Raw genomic sequence first — 16627 nt, 5'->3', positions numbered from 1 at the left:
ACGTCTGACGGTTAGTGAACTATGCCGAAAAGAACTGACATACAAAGCATTCTCATCATTGGTGCTGGCCCGATCGTGATCGGCCAGGCCTGTGAGTTTGACTACTCCGGTGCCCAGGCCTGTAAGGCCCTGCGGGAAGAGGGTTACCGGGTGATCCTGGTGAACTCCAACCCGGCCACCATCATGACCGACCCGGCCATGGCGGATGCCACCTATATCGAGCCGATCACCTGGCAAACCGTTGCCAAGATCATCGAGAAAGAGCGTCCGGATGCGCTGCTGCCCACCATGGGTGGTCAGACCGCACTGAACTGTGCGCTGGATCTGGATCACAACGGTGTGCTGAAAGAGTTCGGTGTGGAAATGATCGGCGCCACCGAAGATGCCATCGACAAGGCGGAAGATCGCTCCCGTTTTGACAAGGCCATGAAGGCCATTGGTCTTGAGTGTCCGCGCTCTGCCATCGCGCACAACATGGAAGAGGCCAATGCGGCCCTGGAAGAGCTGGGGTTCCCCTGCATCATCCGTCCCAGCTTCACCATGGGCGGCTCCGGCGGCGGTGTGGCGTATAACCGCGAAGAGTTTGAAGAAATCTGTCAGCGTGGTCTGGACCTGTCTCCAACCAACGAGCTGCTGATTGACGAATCCCTGCTCGGCTGGAAAGAGTACGAGATGGAAGTGGTTCGTGACAAAAACGACAACTGCATCATCGTCTGCTCCATCGAGAACTTCGATCCCATGGGCGTCCACACCGGTGACTCCATCACCGTAGCCCCGGCCCAGACCCTCACCGATAAAGAATTCCAGATCATGCGTGACGCCTCTCTGGCGGTCCTGCGTGAGATCGGCGTGGAAACGGGCGGTTCCAACGTGCAGTTCGGGGTGAACCCGGACAACGGCCGCATGGTGGTGATCGAGATGAACCCGCGGGTAAGCCGCTCCTCGGCGCTGGCGTCCAAGGCTACCGGTTTCCCGATTGCCAAGGTGGCGGCCAAGCTGGCAGTGGGCTACACCCTGGATGAGCTGCAGAACGAGATCACCGGTGGCAAGACCCCGGCCTCCTTCGAGCCGTCCATTGATTACGTTGTGACCAAGATTCCGCGCTTCAACTTTGAGAAGTTTGCGGAAGCCGATGCCGTGCTGACCACCCAGATGAAGTCGGTGGGTGAAGTGATGGCCATTGGTCGTAACTTCCAGGAGTCGGTCCAGAAGGCCCTGCGCGGTCTGGAAACCGACTCTATTGGTTTCGATCCGAAAGTGGATCCGTCCGCACCGGATGCCCGTGAGCAGGTGGCCCAGTTACTGGCGACCCCGGGTCCCGAGCGTATCTGGATTGTGGCCGATGCTTTCCGGGTCGGCATGACCGTGGAAGACGTGTTCAATATCACCAAGATCGATCACTGGTACCTGGTGCAGATCGAAGATCTGGTCCGCGCCGAGCAGAAGCTGGTCGAGACCACCTTTAGCGGCCTGGATCGCGACAGCCTCTACGCGCTCAAGCGCAAGGGTTTCTCCGATGCCCGTCTGGCTCAGCTGCTGGGTGTGAAAGAAGCGGATGTGCGTGGCAAGCGTGAAGAGCTGAACATCCAGCCGGTGTACAAGCGTGTGGATACCTGTGCGGCGGAATTTTCCACCGACACCGCCTACATGTACTCCAGCTACGATGAAGAGTGTGAGGCCAACCCGTCTGACCGTGAAAAGATCATGGTCATTGGTGGTGGCCCGAACCGTATTGGTCAGGGTATCGAATTCGATTACTGCTGTGTGCACGCGGCGTTTGCCATGCGCGAAGACGGTTACGAGACCATTATGGTCAACTGTAACCCGGAGACCGTGTCCACCGATTACGATACCTCCGATCGCCTGTTCTTCGAGCCGATTACCCTCGAAGACGTGCTGGCCATCGTGGCCAAGGAAAAACCCAAGGGCGTGATCGTTCAGTACGGCGGTCAGACCCCGTTGAAGCTGGCCCGTGCCCTGCAGGCCGCAGGTGTGCCGATCATCGGTACCCCGCCGGATGCCATTGACGAAGCGGAAGACCGTGAGCGCTTCCAGCAGATGGTCAACAAGCTTGGCCTGAAGCAGCCGCCGAACCGTACGGCCCGCTCCCTGGAAGATGGTGTGCGCCTGGCGGAAGAAATCGGTTATCCGCTGGTGGTGCGTCCTTCCTATGTATTGGGTGGTCGCGCCATGGAAATCGTGTACAACGAAGCCGAGTTGCGTAACTACATGCTGAACGCGGTCTCCGTTTCCAACGATTCTCCGGTGCTGCTGGATCGCTTCCTGGATGACGCCATCGAGGTGGACGTGGATGCCATCTGTGACGGTACCGATGTGGTGATTGGTGGCATCATGCAACATATCGAGCAGGCTGGCGTTCACTCCGGTGACTCGGCTTGTTCCCTGCCGCCTTACTCTCTGGACGAAGACGTGCAGAACGTGATGCGTCAGCAGTCCAAGGACATGGCGCTGGAACTGGGCGTGATTGGTTTGATGAACGTACAGTTCGCCGTTAAAGATGGTGACGTGTACGTACTGGAAGTGAACCCGCGTGCCTCACGGACCGTGCCCTATGTGTCCAAGTGTATTGGCACGTCCCTGGCCAAGGTGGCCGCGCGCTGTATGGCGGGCACCAGCCTCAAGGAACAGGGCTTCACTGAAGAGGTCAAACCGAAGCATTACTTCGTGAAAGAAGCGGTGTTCCCGTTTGCCAAATTCCCGAAAGTGGATCCGATCCTCGGTCCGGAAATGAAATCTACCGGTGAGGTCATGGGCGTCGGTGCCACCTTTGCCGAAGCCTTCGGCAAGGCCTCCCTGGGTGCCGGTGAGCGATTGCCAGAAAAAGGCACTGCCTTTATCTCTGTGCGTGAAGTGGACAAGCCTGCTGCAGTGAATGTGGCGCGCATGCTGATCGAGCGTGGTTTTGATCTGGTGGCCACCCGTGGTACCGCCAAGGTGATCAGCGAAGCCGGTCTGGCTGTGAAAGAAGTGAACAAGGTACTGGAAGGGCGTCCGCATATTGTGGATATGATCAAGAACGACCAGATCGCCCTGATTGTGAACACCACCGAGGGCAAGCAGGCGATTCGCGATTCCTTCGCTATTCGTCGCTCTGCCTTGCAGCACAAGGTGTTCTACACCACTACCATTACTGCGGCCCACGCGGTGTGTCAGGCGTTGGGTATTAGCGGCGATATCGAAGTGCGTCGCTTGCAGGACTTGCACGCAGAAATGCAGTAAATCGTCGTCAGGAGTGCTCGGAGCCGAGTGCTCCGGGCGATTTCCTTTTAGACGCGAGGATAACTATGCAACGTGTACCGATGACCGCCAAGGGTGCCAAGGCCCTGCGCGAGGAACTGGAAAAACTGAAAAAAGAAGATCGTCCGCGCATTTCCGCCGCTATCGCTGAAGCACGTGAGCATGGCGACCTGAAGGAAAACGCGGAATACCATGCGGCGCGTGAGCAGCAGGGTTTCTGTGAAGGTCGTATCAATGATATCGAGGGCAAGCTGTCCAATGCGCAGATCATTGATATCACCGAGATTGAAAATACCGGCAAGGTGATCTTCGGCACCACCGTCACCATTCTTGATGTGGATACTGACGAAGAAAAGCAGTACCAGATCGTGGGTGACGACGAAGCCAACATCAAGTTGGGCAAGTTAAGCGTCAACTCCCCCATTGCCCGTGGCCTGATTGGTCGTGAAGAGGGTGATGTGGTGCAGATCGACACTCCCGGGGGCACCCGTGAGTATGAAATCGACAAGGTTGAGCACGTGTAATAACGCTTGATGCTGGACGCTTGACGCCAGACGAAATAAAAAAGGCGGCGTGGTGACACGCCGCCTTTTCTTTTGGCGTCCAGCTTCGGGCGTCTGGCTTCAGGTGTTCATATAGCGCAGCAAGTTGGAAAGCTTCGGGTTGGGCTTTTGGGCGGCGCGGTAGAGCAGGGCGATGTTGCCGATGCGCTGGATCAGTTCGGCGCCACTTTGCGCGCACAGGGCAGAGACGATCTCTGCGCGGTCTTCACGGGTTTCGGCGTTAACTTTAACCTTGATCAGCTCGTGATCTTCGAGGCGGGCGTTGAGCTCCTCGGCGAAGGTCTCGGTCAGTCCCTTGTCACCCAGAATGAGGATGGCTTTCAGGTGATGGCCAATGCGGCGCAGACGTTTGATGTCCTGGGAAGAAAGCGGCACGGTGTGGCTCCAGAGCTTGCAGCAATAATGAATGGCCGGGGATCCCGGTAATGCGCGTATTCTAAGGGTTGGTTGTGGTAAAAGCAGCCTCTGGATAGGGAAGAGAGAGAAAACAATGGCGAAATCCAGTCGCTCCAAGACCAGCAAGGCCTGGCTCAAGGAGCACTTCAGCGATCAGTGGGTGGCCAAGGCCCAGGAGCAGGGCTATCGCTCCCGGGCCAGCTTCAAACTGCTGGAGATGCACGAGAAGGACAAGCTGTTTCGCCCCGGCATGACCGTGCTGGATCTGGGGGCGGCGCCGGGGGGCTGGAGCCAGGTCGCCGGGCAGCTGATGGCGGGTAAGGGTGTGGTGATCGCCAGCGACATTCTTGCCATGGACGCCTTGCCGGATGTGACCTTTATTCAGGGTGATTTCCGTGAAGATGCGATTTATGAGCAAATTATTGCGGCGGTAGGGGATCGCAAGATGGACCTTGTAATGTCAGACATGGCCCCCAATATGAGTGGTAACAGCGGCGTGGATCAGCCGCGAGCCATGTACCTGGCAGAATTGGCGCTGGAGATGGCTGAGCGGGTTTTGGAACCCGATGGCCAGTTTCTGGTCAAGGTATTCCAGGGCGAAGGGTTTGAAGAGTATCGCAAGGCCCTGCAGTCACGATTCCGTAAGGTGGTAACGCGAAAGCCGGCGGCAAGCCGGGCTCGTTCCACTGAGGTCTACCAGTTGGCCACTGGTCTTAAATAAGCCTAAAAACCTGTTAAATCCGGTTTTACGTGTCCGAACCGGCATTACGCACCCTTTAACAAATGGTGTAAGGTGTAGTTTCGCAAGTGTGCGCAGATGCGCCAGGAATTGATCGAGGTCTCCCTTGAACGACATGACCAAGAATATCGTGCTGTGGCTGGTGATTGCCGGCGTCCTCTATGTGGTGGCGTCCAGCATCAGTAACCAGCCCAGCAGCTCGGAAATCCCTTACTCCAGCTTCATCTCCAAGGTTGAAGACGGAGCGGTGCAGGCGGTGACCATTGGTGACACCGGCATTACCGGCACCTACCGGGATGGTGGTCAGTTCAAGACCATCAAGCCGCCGATGCTCGATACCAACCTGATGCCGACCCTGATCCAGAACAAGGTCGAAGTAAAAGGGGTGGAGCCGCAGCGTGACAGCTTCCTGATGCGCCTGTTCCTGTCGATTCTGCCGATTCTGCTGATTCTGGCCATTTTCATTTTCTTCATGCGCCAGATGCAGGGTGGCGGCAAGGGTGGCGGTGGTCCGATGACCTTCGGCAAATCCAAGGCCAAGCTGCTCGGCGAAGACCAGATCAAGACCACCTTTGCCGATGTGGCCGGGGTGGAAGAAGCCAAGGAAGAAGTGCAGGAGCTGGTGGAGTTCCTGCGCGATCCTGCCAAATTCCAGCGCCTCGGCGGCAAGATTCCCCGCGGTGTGTTGATGGTGGGCTCTCCGGGTACCGGTAAGACCCTGCTGGCCAAGGCCATCGCCGGTGAAGCCAAGGTGCCTTTCTTCAGCATTTCCGGCTCTGATTTTGTGGAAATGTTTGTGGGTGTCGGTGCCAGCCGGGTTCGTGACATGTTCGAACAGGCCAAGAAGCACTCTCCGTGCATTATCTTTATCGATGAGATCGATGCGGTGGGTCGCTCCCGTGGCGCAGGCCTGGGCGGTGGTCACGATGAGCGTGAACAGACACTCAACCAGCTGCTGGTGGAAATGGACGGCTTCGACGGCAATGAAGGCATCATAGTTATTGCTGCCACCAACCGTCCTGACGTGCTGGATCCTGCGCTGCTGCGTCCTGGCCGTTTCGATCGTCAGGTGACGGTGCCGCTGCCGGATATCCGTGGCCGTGAGCAGGTGCTGAAAGTGCACATGCGCCAGGTACCGATCGCGGATGATGTTGAGCCTTCAGTGATTGCCCGCGGTACCCCCGGTTTCTCCGGTGCCGACCTGGCCAATCTGGTGAATGAGGCGGCCCTGTTTGCTGCCCGTGCCAACAAGCGCATGGTCTCCATGGAAGAGTTCGAAAAGGCCAAGGACAAGATCCTCATGGGGGCCGAGCGTCGCTCCATGGTCATGAACGAGAAAGAAAAGCTGAACACGGCGTATCACGAGGCAGGGCACGCCATCGTGGGCCGTCTGGTGCCAGAGCATGACCCTGTCTACAAGGTCAGCATCATTCCCCGTGGTCGCGCCCTGGGTGTCACCATGTATCTGCCGGAAGAAGACAAGTACTCCCAATCCAAGCGTGGCCTGGAGTCCTCGATCTCCTCCCTGTTCGGTGGCCGTATTGCCGAGGAAATGACCCTGGGCTTTGATGGTGTGACCACCGGCGCATCCAACGATATTGAACGCGCCACCAAGCTGGCTCGTGCCATGGTGACCAAGTGGGGCCTGAGTGAAAAGCTGGGACCGCTGGCCTATGACGAGGAAGAGGGTGAGGTGTTCCTGGGTAAGCAGATGTCCCAGCGCAAGCATGTGTCCGAGCAGACTGCCGAAGAGATCGACCGTGAAGTGCGTGCGATCATCGATACTTGCTATGCCCGCGCCAAGACCATTCTGGAAGAGAACCGCGACAAGCTGGATCTCATGGCCGATGCACTAATGCAGTTTGAGACCATTGATGCCGACCAGATCAACGACATCATGGAAGGCCACAAGCCACGCCCACCCAAAGACTGGCGTGATCAAGGTCCGGGTGACGGCGCTGCTGCCTCTGGCGACAAGAAGCCGGGCGATGACGCCATTGGTGGGCCTGCCAAGACCCATTAAGAAAATCCGCATCACGCCTGGCCCGGGTTTCCCGGGTCAGGCGTTTTTGCAACTGGCCCCTGGATAGGGGTCATGGATAACAACTCCGGGAGCCTGCCACCCCAAAGCAGGACAGCCGGACATTACTGTGAACGATTGAGCCTGGATACCTCCCAATGACCCAGTTACGTTGCGGTTCGCGGATGCTGGATCTGTCTGCTCCGGTTGTTATGGGCATCCTCAATGTGACCCCCGACTCCTTTTCTGACGGCGGTCGTTTCACCGAGCGCGATGCTGCCCTGCGCCAGGCTGAGCAGATGCTGAAAGATGGCGCAGCACTGATCGATGTGGGGGGCGAGTCGACCCGCCCGGGTGCTGCTCCGGTGAGCGAGCAGGAAGAACTGGACCGTGTGGTGCCCATTGTTGAGGCGCTGAATCAGGAGCTGGGTGCGTTGGTGTCGGTGGATACCAGCACGGCTGTGGTGATCCGGGACAGTGCTGCCGCAGGCGCCGGGTTGATTAACGATGTGCGAGCCCTTCGTCGCCCGGGTGCGCTGGCAGCGGCCGCCGAGTCCACTTTGCCGGTTTGCCTGATGCACATGCAGGGCGAACCGGGCAATATGCAGGACAATCCGCAGTACGACGACGTGACGGCGGAAGTGATCACTTTTTTGCTGGCGCGCATTGATGCCTGCCTGGCGGCAGGCATTGCCCGCGACAGCCTGTTGGTGGATCCCGGGTTTGGTTTTGCCAAGTCGGTAAACCACAATCTGCAACTGATGAAGGAAATGTCGGCGTTGCGGGGGCTGAATTTGCCAATTCTGATCGGTGTCTCGCGCAAGTCCCTGTTTGGCAAGGTGCTGGGGCGAGATGTGAATGAGCGGCTGTCAGGAAGTCTGGCGGCGGCAGTAATGTGTGTGGAGCGCGGCGCGAAGATTGTGCGTGCTCATGATGTACAGGAAACGGTGGACGCGGTGCGTTTTGCCCATGCCGTCCTCGAAGCGCACAAGGAGTCATGATGGCGCGTAAATATTTTGGTACCGACGGTGTTCGCGGTACGGTGGGCCAGTTCCCGATTACTCCGGATTTTGTCCTCAAGCTTGGCTGGGCGGCAGGCAAGGTTATGGCCGCACATGGCGGGAGCCGCATTCTGATTGGCAAAGACACCCGTATTTCCGGTTACATGTTTGAATCGGCACTGGAGGCCGGCATATCGGCGGCGGGGGTTGATGTGCGCCTGTTGGGCCCGCTGCCGACCCCGGGTATTGCCTATCTGACACGCACCCTTTCGGCCCAGGCGGGCATCGTGATTTCTGCGTCCCACAATGCCTACACGGATAACGGTATCAAGTTCTTTGGTCCGGATGGCCGCAAGCTCAATGATGAGATCGAGCTGGAAATTGAGCGGCTTCTGGATGAGGAAATGTCAGTGGTGGCCACTGACCAGATCGGCAAGGTGCGTCGCATTGACGATGCTCGTGGCCGCTACATCGAGTTTTGCAAGAGCACCGCACCGGGTCTTGATCTGAGCGGCATGAAGATCGTGGTGGACACTGCCAATGGCGCTGCCTATCACATTGCCCCAGACGTGCTCGAAGAGTTGGGCGCCACGGTGATTGCCATGGCTAACCAGCCGGACGGCTTCAACATCAACCGTGATTGTGGCTCAACGCATCCCGAAAAATTGCAGCAGCGCGTGGTCGAAGAGAAGGCCGATCTTGGCATTGCCCTGGATGGCGACGCGGATCGTCTGATCATGGTGGATGAGCACGGCAAACTGATTGATGGTGATCAGCTGCTTTATGTCGTGGCGCGTGATCGCAAGGAAACCGGGGCCCATGTCCCCGGTGTCGTGGGCACGCTCATGTCCAACTTCGGGTTGGAGCTGGCTTTGCAGGCGCTGGGAGTGGAGTTTGTTCGCGCCAAGGTCGGAGACCGTTATGTCATGGAGCAGCTGGATCAGCGTGGCTGGATGATTGGCGGTGAGTCCTCCGGACACCTTGTCTGTCTCGATCGCACCTCGACCGGTGACGGCACGGTATCAGCGTTGCAGGTGCTGGCGGCGCTCGCACGCCGCAAGCAATCCCTTGCGGATGCGGTGGCCGATGTGGCGTTGTTGCCGCAGACGATGATCAATGTGCGCGGCCCCAATCGTGATGGTTTTGATGAGCTGCCAGCGGTGAAAGCTGCCATGGCCGAAGTGGAAAGCAAGCTGGCAGGCAATGGCCGCATCCTGTTGCGTCCTTCCGGAACCGAGCCGCTGGTGAGGGTGATGGTGGAAGGCAAGGAGCCGGGGCAGGTGGAAGCCCTGTGCCGTGAGCTGGCGGATGTGGTGGAAAAGGCGATCGCCTAGTGTTTAATGGCCGGCCCACGAGGTGGTCGCCGGTCAATTTGTGTGAGTGCGCGCGCAAGGCGTTGCGTATAGGCGTTGAAATCAAGGAATACGCATGAGCAAAAGAAAGCCGCTTGTGGCCGGGAACTGGAAAATGAATGGCAGCCAGGCCCTGCTGGGTGAAATCGCGGGTGCCCTGGTGAGTTATCAGGGAGAAGCGGAGGTGGTGGTCTGTCCTCCGTTCCCTTATCTGGCGGCGGCCCGAGCGGCATTGTCTGCGGGGGTGCATGTCGGGGCGCAGAATCTCAGTGACCAGCCTGAAGGGGCTTTCACGGGCGAAGTGGCGGGTGCCATGTTGGCGGAAGCCGGCTGTGGCTACGTGATCATTGGCCATTCAGAGCGCCGCGCCTTGTACGGTGAAGATGATGCCCTGGTGGCGGCCAAGTTTGCCCGCGCCCAGGAGGCTGGCCTTGTGCCGGTGCTGTGCGTGGGAGAAACCCTGGAAGAGCGGGAGGCGGGCAACACTGAAGCGGTGGTGTGCGGCCAGCTGATGGCGGTGATAGAGGCGGTGGGGATTGATGCGTTTGCGTCTGCCGTGGTGGCCTATGAGCCGGTCTGGGCCATTGGCACAGGCAAGACTGCCTCGCCTGAGCAGGCTCAGGAGGTGCATGCAACCCTGCGTCAGACGTTGGCAGAAAAGAGCCCGGAAATTGCCAGTTCAACACGCTTGCTTTACGGCGGCAGTGTAAAGGCGGATAATGCCGCCCTTCTGTTTTCCCAGTCAGACATCGATGGGGGTCTGATTGGCGGGGCGTCACTTACCGCCGACAGTTTTCTCGCTATTTGCCAGGCAGCGCAGTAGCGGACCAGTGATCAATGAACAAATAGAGTAACTATGGATATTGTCGTACACGTAGTGCACATCCTGACCGCCATTGGCCTGATCGGTCTGATCCTGATTCAGCATGGTAAAGGTGCTGATGCGGGGGCCTCGTTTGGTGGGGGCGCGTCCCAGAGCGTTTTCGGTAGCGCCGGTTCTGCCAACTTTCTGACCCGTGCTACGGCAGTGCTGGCGACACTGTTCTTCGTGACCAGCCTGGTGCTGGCATGGATGGCTCGCCAGGAAGCCAATGGCTCGAATGTCTACCTGCCCGAGCTGGAAACCATTGAGGAGCAGGCAGAAGTACCTGTGTCTGCGGATCAGGCAGAGGTTCCTGCGGTGCAGTCCGAGGTGCCTGAGGCAGCTGCAGCAACAAATTCTGAAAAAGAAGTTTCAGAACAGCAGCAAGCTGATGTAGAATCCGCGTCCCCGGCTGAGGTGCCTCAGCCGGAACAGCAGTAAAGCGTTCTTTGCCGAAGTGGTGGAATTGGTAGACACGCTATCTTGAGGGGGTAGTGAGCTTCGCTCGTGCCGGTTCAAGTCCGGCCTTCGGCACCAATTTGGGAAGGATGATCCGCTGCCTTTGGGTGAGGGATCATCTGGTTGAAAAAGCATCAGGTTAAGTGGCTTTTCCTGGTGCTAAGGCTTCGAAAAATAAAACCTTTTTTCGAATATGCCTTGACAGCGCAGTGCTCCATAAGTAGTATTTGCGCTCTCGGATTTGAGGTGATTGCAGAGATCAGACGCTGCGTTCACTGGTTCAGGTTTGACCTGACCAACAGCCCGGTGCGAAGGGCTTTAAAGGGCACAAGGTTTATTGCGGGGTGGAGCAGTCTGGTAGCTCGTCGGGCTCATAACCCGAAGGTCGTAGGTTCAAATCCTGCCCCCGCTACCACTTAGAGGAGTCGGCCACGGTCGGCTCAAAGCGGACAAAAAGCCCCTCTAGCAGGGGCTTTTTGTTATTCGCAGCAGTGGAATGGGCGGTGGATGTGCGGTCGATTGCATGTTTTCCTTGCGGTCGCCTGTATTGTCTCCAGGCCCATTTTTTGTTTCTACCTGCAACGATGAAGTCATGGTTTCAGGTGTAACGTCGAGAAAGTATGTCGAAACGCGTAGAGCAATTAACGGAGCTGCTGGCTCCGGTAGTGGAAGATCTGGGCTTCGTGCTTTGGGGTATTGAATATATCCAGGGGCGCGGGGCTGTTTTGCGTGTGTTTATCGATCATGCCGACGGCATTACTGTAGATAACTGCGCGGCGGTGAGTCACGAGATCAGCGGCGTGCTGGATGTGGAAGATCCTATTCCGGGTGAGTACAACCTGGAAGTCTCCTCTCCGGGGATGGATCGTCCCATGTTTGAAATTGCGCAATATGTCGATTACATCGGTGAGGATGTTCAGCTGAAGTTGCTGGCACCGGTGTCCGGCAAGCGTAAAATGACGGCGGCCATTGTGGCCGTAGACGGCGAAACGCTGGTGGTGGAGCTGGATGGCGAAACCCTGCGTATTCCTTACAGTCAGGTAGATCGTGCCCGGTTGCAGCCCCGCTTCGACTGAGCACGCCCTGGAAACTTTGTCTTTGTAAAGGCCTGGCCATGAACAAAGAGATCCTGCTGGTAGCGGAAACGGTATCAAACGAAAAAGGCGTCAGCCGCGATGTAATCTTCGAGGCCATCGAGCTGGCCCTGGCTGCTGCTACGAAAAAGCGTTTTAAGGAAGAAGACGTGGAAATCCGCGTGGACATCGATCGTGTGTCCGGCGATTCCCGTACTTACCGTGTCTGGCATGTGGTGCCTGATGAAGACCTCTATGAGTTCGGCAAGCAGCTGACTCTGGATGAGGCTCATGAGCAGGATACCTCGCTGCAGATTGGTGATACCTGGGAAGAGGAAATCGAATCCGAAGCCTTTGGTCGCATTGCAGCGCAAACTGCCAAGCAGGTTATCGTGCAGAAAGTGCGCGAGGCTGAGCGTCGTCAGATCATCGAAGAGTACCGTGATCGCATTGGCGATCTGATCAGCGGCACTGTGAAGAAGGCTAGTCGCGACTCCATCGTGCTGGATCTGGGTGGCAATGCCGAAGCCCTGATCACCCGCGAGCATATGATTCCTCGCGAGGCAGTACGTCAGAACGATCGCATTCGTGCCTACTTGATGGGCGTGAACGAAGAAAACCGTGGTCCGCAGCTGTTTGCCAGCCGTGCCTGCCCGGAAATGTTGATCGAACTGTTCAAGATTGAAGTGCCGGAAATCGGTGAAGAGCTGATCGAGATCAAGGGCGCTGCCCGTGATCCGGGTTCCCGCGCCAAGATTGCGGTGAAAACCAATGACCAGCGCATTGATCCGGTGGGTGCATGCGTGGGTATGCGCGGTGCGCGTGTCCAGGCTGTCTCCAACGAGCTGGCTGGCGAGCGTATCGACATCGTGCTGTGGGATGACAATCCTGCCCAGTTGGTGATCAACGCTATGCAGCCTGCGGAAGTGGCTTCCATCGTGATGGATGAAGAAAGCCATTCCATGGACATTGCTGTGGAAGATGAGTCTGCACTGGCACAGGCCATTGGTCGTAGTGGTCAGAACATTCGTCTTGCCTCCGAGCTGACTGGCTGGGAGCTGAATGTGATGACGCTGGACGACGCCGAGAACAAGCAGCAGGAAGAAGCAGCACAGGCTCTGGAAACGTTCATTAATGAACTGGACGTGGACGAGGATGTGGCTGCAATTCTGGTAGAAGAAGGCTTCTCCACGCTGGAAGAAGTGGCTTATGTACCGGAAGAGGAAATGCTGGCCATCGATGGGTTTGACGAAGATATCGTTGAAGCCCTGCGTCAGCGCGCCAAGGATGTATTGTTGACCAAGGCGTTGGTTTCCGAAGAAAAGTTTGAAAACGCAGAGCCTGCGGAAGACCTTCTGACCATGGAAGGCATGGATCGTGAACTGGCTGTAGAGCTGGCTTCCCGTGGCATTGTCACGATGGAAGACCTTGCCGAACAAGCGGTAGATGATCTGCTGGAAATTCAAGGTCTGAGTGAAGAGCGTGCTGCTCAGTTGATCATGACTGCGCGAGCTCCCTGGTTCGAGAACGAAGACGGGGAATAACGGCCTCTTTCGGGCTGGCTCGCCTTCGCAGGCACCCACTGAAGTACTGCAGTTTCTCTGCAGGATATGGGAAGGGCAGCATCTGCCCTTTTCCGGCATTTTGGCATTTGCCAAATTGCACACAGACAGCTTGGCCGGCTACCAGCCGGCCACAGTAGCCAACCGCATTGGCGGTGGCTCAGGCTATAGCCATAGCCTGCAAGAGACGCGGACAGGAGAGTGTTGCTGACATGGCAGAAACGACCGTAAAGAAACTGGCCGAAACAGTAGGCATGCCCGTTGAGAAGCTGCTTTCTCAAATGAAAGAAGCGGGATTGCCTCATGGCGACGCCAGCGAAGAGGTCTCCGGTGAGCAGAAGCAGCAGCTGCTGGCTCACCTGCGCAAGTCTCATGGTGCAAGTACTGACGACGCCAAGAAAATTACCCTCAAGCGCAAGTCCACCAGCACCATCAAGACCACGGGTGCGGCGGGCAAGGCCAAGACTGTCAACGTGGAAGTACGCAAGAAGCGTACCTATGTGAAGCGTGAAGTGCTGGAAGCGGAAGAGCGCGAAGAAGCAGAGCGCAAGGCAGCGGAAGAGGCGGCCCTGAAAGCCGAGCAGGAGAAGCGCGAAGCTGAAGAAGCCGCCAAACGTCAGGCGGATGAAGAAGCTGCTCGCAAGAAAGAGCAAGAGGCCAAGGCCGCTGCTGAGGCAGACCGCAAGGTAGCGGAAGAGAAAGCCGCTGAAGACAAGGCCAAGCGCGTTGCTGTTCCTAAGACGGCCACCGCCAAGAAGCCGGCTAAAGAAGAGACGCCGGAAGAAAAAGCCAAGCGTGAAGAGGAAGAACGCAAGCAGCGCGAGGCAGAAGAAGCCAAGCGCAAGCAGGAAAACGAAGCACGCAAGAAGGCAGAGGAAGAAGCTGCCCGTCGTACCGCTGAAGAAGCCGCCCGTATTGCTGCGGAGCTGGAAAAGCGTGGCGAACAGCCTGAGAAGAAGGCAGAAGAAGAAGTGGATGATGGCTCCTCCATCGTTGTGGCGGCCCAGGAGGCCAGCTATCAGCGTGAAGAGCGCCAATCCCGTCGTCGTCGTCGCAAGCCGAAAGCGGCTGGCGTTGCTCATGGGCAGATGAAGAGCTCCATGAACAAGGCGCACGGCTTCAAGGCTCCGACCGAGAAGAAAGTTATGGAAGTTGAGGTGCCGGAAAGCATCACCGTTGGTGATCTGGCACAGCGCCTGAACATCAAGTCCAAAGAACTGATCAAGTCACTCATGAAGATGGGTGAAATGGCGACCGTGAATCAGTTGATCGATCAGGAAACCGCCATCCTGCTGGTTGAGGAAATGGGCCATAAGGCCGTTGCCGGCAAGGGTGAAGAAGAGGTTCTGGAAGATCATCTGGCGACCATGGTTAACCGTGATGGTGCCGAGCTGTCTGATCGTGCTCCGGTGGTGACCATCATGGGCCACGTTGACCACGGTAAGACCTCGCTGCTGGATTACATCCGTAAAGCCAAGGTGGCTGCCGGTGAGGCCGGGGGTATTACCCAGCACATCGGTGCTTATCACGTAGAGCACGAGAAAGGCATGATTACCTTCCTCGATACTCCTGGTCACGCTGCCTTTACCGCCATGCGTGCCCGTGGTGCCAAGGCAACTGATATCGTGGTGATCGTGGTGGCTGCCGATGACGGTATGATGCCGCAGACCGAAGAGGCGATTAATCACGCCAAGGCCTCCGGTGTGCCGATCATCATCGCGGTGAACAAGATTGATAAAGAGCAGGCCGACCCGGATCGTGTGCGCACTGAGCTGGCTGCGAAGGACGTGATTCCGGAAGAGTGGGGTGGTGAGCATCAGTTCATCAACGTTTCCGCTCACTCGGGTCAGGGTGTGGACGATCTTCTGGACTCCATTCTGGTTCAGGCTGAACTGCTGGAACTGAAGGCACCGGATCACGGCCCGGCTACCGGTGTCGTGATTGAATCGCGCATCGAGAAAGGGCGCGGTACCGTGGCCTCCATCCTGATTCAGGGTGGTGAGCTGAACATCGGTGATATGCTGCTGGCGGGTGCCCATTTCGGTCGCGTTCGCGCCATGATCGATGAGAACGGTCACCCAATCAACAAAGCAGGTCCGTCCATTCCGGTAGAAGTGCTGGGCCTGGATGGTGCGCCGGAAGCCGGTGAGCAGGTACAGGTAGTATCCGATGAGCGCAAGGCCCGTGAAGTGGCTGAGTTCCGTCAGGACCGCGACCGTGATGTGAAGCTCAAGCGTCAGCAGGCATCCAAGCTGGAAAACCTGTTTGCCAACATGGGCAGCGCAGAAGCCAGCACCGTCAATATCGTTTTGAAGACCGATGTGCGTGGTTCTCTGGAAGCCCTCACGGGTGCCCTGACCGATCTGGGTACCGACGAAGTGAAGGTGAATCTGGTGTCCGTGGGCGTGGGTGCCATCAACGAATCCGACGTCAACCTGGCCATGACCAGTGAAGCGGTACTGTTGGGCTTCAACGTGCGTGCCGATACCAAGGCCAAGAAACTGTGTGAGCAGGAAGGTATCGACCTGCGTTACTACAGCGTGATCTACGAGCTGATCGATGATGTGAAGCAGGCCATGAGTGGTTTGCTGGCACCGGAGAAGCGCGAAGAGATTCTCGGTACCGCACAAGTGCGCGATGTGTTCCGTTCTTCCAAGTTCGGTGCCGTTGCCGGTTGTATGGTTATCGAAGGTACCCTGTACCGCAATCGTCCGATCCGCGTTCTGCGCGACGATGTAGTGGTCTTCGAAGGTGAACTGGAATCCCTGCGTCGCTTCAAGGACGACGTGGCGGAAGTTCGCAACGGCATGGAATGTGGTATCGCCGTGAAGAGCTACAACGACGTTAAAGAAGGCGACAAGATCGAAGTCTTCGAAGTGAAGGAGGTGGCGCGCTCCCTGTAAGGGGCGTGCCCGGCCAGATTAGCCATGAGTCGTCATCGTCGCCCCCAGGGCTTTAACCGTACAGACCGGATTGCCGATCAGATTCAGCGTGAGCTGTCCCGTCTGCTGCAGTTTGAGATGAAGGACCCGCGCGTTAATCTGGCCACTATTCAGGATGTGACTGTCTCCCGCGATCTTTCCTATGCGGAAGTCTATTTCACTCTGCTTGGCAAAGGCGAGGAAGAAGGCGTCGAAGCCGAGAAGGTACTGGAAAAGGCGGCGGGCTTTCTGCGCAGCAGCCTGGCCCAGACCCTTAACACTCGTACTACCCCCAAATTGCGTTTCCATTACGACACCACTCCGGAACATGCTGCGGAAATTTCTCGTCTGATTGACGATGCTCGCGCAGAGGACCGGGAACTGGGTCTGGATAGCGACGAGCCCGAGCAGGACTAGCCGG

General features: G+C 57.4%; 13 protein-coding genes and 2 tRNA genes. 14 read left to right on the top strand and 1 reads right to left on the bottom strand.

Annotated features, from left to right (window positions below):
- Positions 1-21 precede the first annotated feature (21 nt).
- Together carB and greA are read left to right on the top strand one after the other, a co-directional pair.
- A complete protein-coding gene (gene carB / locus GFN93_RS00265; RefSeq protein ID WP_153498459.1) occupies positions 22-3240 on the top strand; it encodes a carbamoyl-phosphate synthase large subunit in 3219 nt (1072 codons plus the stop codon).
- Between the two features lie 65 nt (positions 3241-3305).
- On the top strand, positions 3306-3782 hold the full coding sequence (gene greA, locus GFN93_RS00260) for a transcription elongation factor GreA (protein ID WP_153498458.1): 477 nt from the start codon (positions 3306-3308) through the stop codon (positions 3780-3782).
- A gap of 99 nt (positions 3783-3881) precedes the next feature.
- On the opposite strand, the gene GFN93_RS00255 is transcribed toward greA, so the two are convergent.
- Positions 3882-4196 carry a YhbY family RNA-binding protein gene (locus tag GFN93_RS00255; protein WP_328594047.1) on the bottom strand — a complete coding sequence of 105 codons (315 nt, stop codon included), beginning with the start codon at positions 4194-4196 and terminating at the stop codon, positions 3882-3884.
- A 115-nt stretch (positions 4197-4311) separates the two neighbouring features.
- On the opposite strand from GFN93_RS00255, the gene rlmE reads away from it, so the two are divergent.
- The 12 genes from rlmE (at position 4312) to rbfA (ending at position 16623) form a co-directional block, all read left to right on the top strand.
- Positions 4312-4938 carry a 23S rRNA (uridine(2552)-2'-O)-methyltransferase RlmE gene (gene rlmE / locus GFN93_RS00250; protein ID WP_153498457.1) on the top strand — a complete coding sequence of 209 codons (627 nt, stop codon included), beginning with the start codon at positions 4312-4314 and terminating at the stop codon, positions 4936-4938.
- Positions 4939-5071: 133 nt separating this feature from the next.
- Positions 5072-6979, top strand: a complete 1908-nt coding sequence (gene ftsH / locus GFN93_RS00245; RefSeq protein ID WP_153498456.1) for an ATP-dependent zinc metalloprotease FtsH — start codon at positions 5072-5074, stop codon at positions 6977-6979.
- A gap of 155 nt (positions 6980-7134) precedes the next feature.
- Complete coding sequence (gene folP, locus GFN93_RS00240) at positions 7135-7977, top strand: dihydropteroate synthase (protein ID WP_235901604.1); 843 nt, start codon at positions 7135-7137, stop codon at positions 7975-7977.
- Entirely contained in the window at positions 7977-9311 is a 1335-nt protein-coding gene (gene glmM / locus GFN93_RS00235) for a phosphoglucosamine mutase (RefSeq protein WP_153498455.1), read from the top strand. Before folP ends, glmM begins: the two co-directional genes overlap by 1 nt.
- Positions 9312-9405: 94 nt before the next feature.
- Positions 9406-10152, top strand: coding sequence for a triose-phosphate isomerase (tpiA, locus tag GFN93_RS00230; protein WP_153498454.1), 747 nt, complete (start codon positions 9406-9408; stop codon positions 10150-10152).
- 33 nt (positions 10153-10185) lie between these two features.
- Positions 10186-10632, top strand: coding sequence for a preprotein translocase subunit SecG (secG, locus tag GFN93_RS00225; RefSeq protein WP_153498453.1), 447 nt, complete (start codon positions 10186-10188; stop codon positions 10630-10632).
- A 10-nt stretch (positions 10633-10642) separates the two neighbouring features.
- Positions 10643-10728: transfer RNA gene (locus tag GFN93_RS00220), tRNA-Leu, on the top strand.
- Positions 10729-10988: 260 nt separating this feature from the next.
- Positions 10989-11065, top strand: a tRNA-Met gene (locus tag GFN93_RS00215).
- Positions 11066-11270: 205 nt separating this feature from the next.
- Positions 11271-11726 (top strand): ribosome maturation factor RimP, encoded by a 456-nt coding sequence (gene rimP / locus GFN93_RS00210; protein WP_153498452.1) that lies wholly within the window; start codon positions 11271-11273, stop codon positions 11724-11726.
- A 38-nt stretch (positions 11727-11764) separates the two neighbouring features.
- Positions 11765-13267, top strand: coding sequence for a transcription termination factor NusA (gene nusA, locus GFN93_RS00205; protein ID WP_153498451.1), 1503 nt, complete (start codon positions 11765-11767; stop codon positions 13265-13267).
- Positions 13268-13497: 230 nt separating this feature from the next.
- Positions 13498-16188: a translation initiation factor IF-2 gene (gene infB, locus GFN93_RS00200; protein ID WP_153498450.1), complete on the top strand. Its 2691-nt coding sequence runs from the start codon at positions 13498-13500 to the stop codon at positions 16186-16188.
- A gap of 24 nt (positions 16189-16212) precedes the next feature.
- Positions 16213-16623: a 30S ribosome-binding factor RbfA gene (gene rbfA / locus GFN93_RS00195; RefSeq protein WP_153498449.1), complete on the top strand. Its 411-nt coding sequence runs from the start codon at positions 16213-16215 to the stop codon at positions 16621-16623.
- The last annotated feature ends 4 nt before the right edge of the window (positions 16624-16627 follow it).

Source organism: Alcanivorax sediminis, assembly GCF_009601165.1.
GTDB lineage: Bacteria > Pseudomonadota > Gammaproteobacteria > Pseudomonadales > Alcanivoracaceae > Alcanivorax > Alcanivorax sediminis.
The sequence above is the reverse complement of the archived record's forward strand: the minus strand, read 5'-3'. Positions and strand labels throughout refer to the sequence as shown.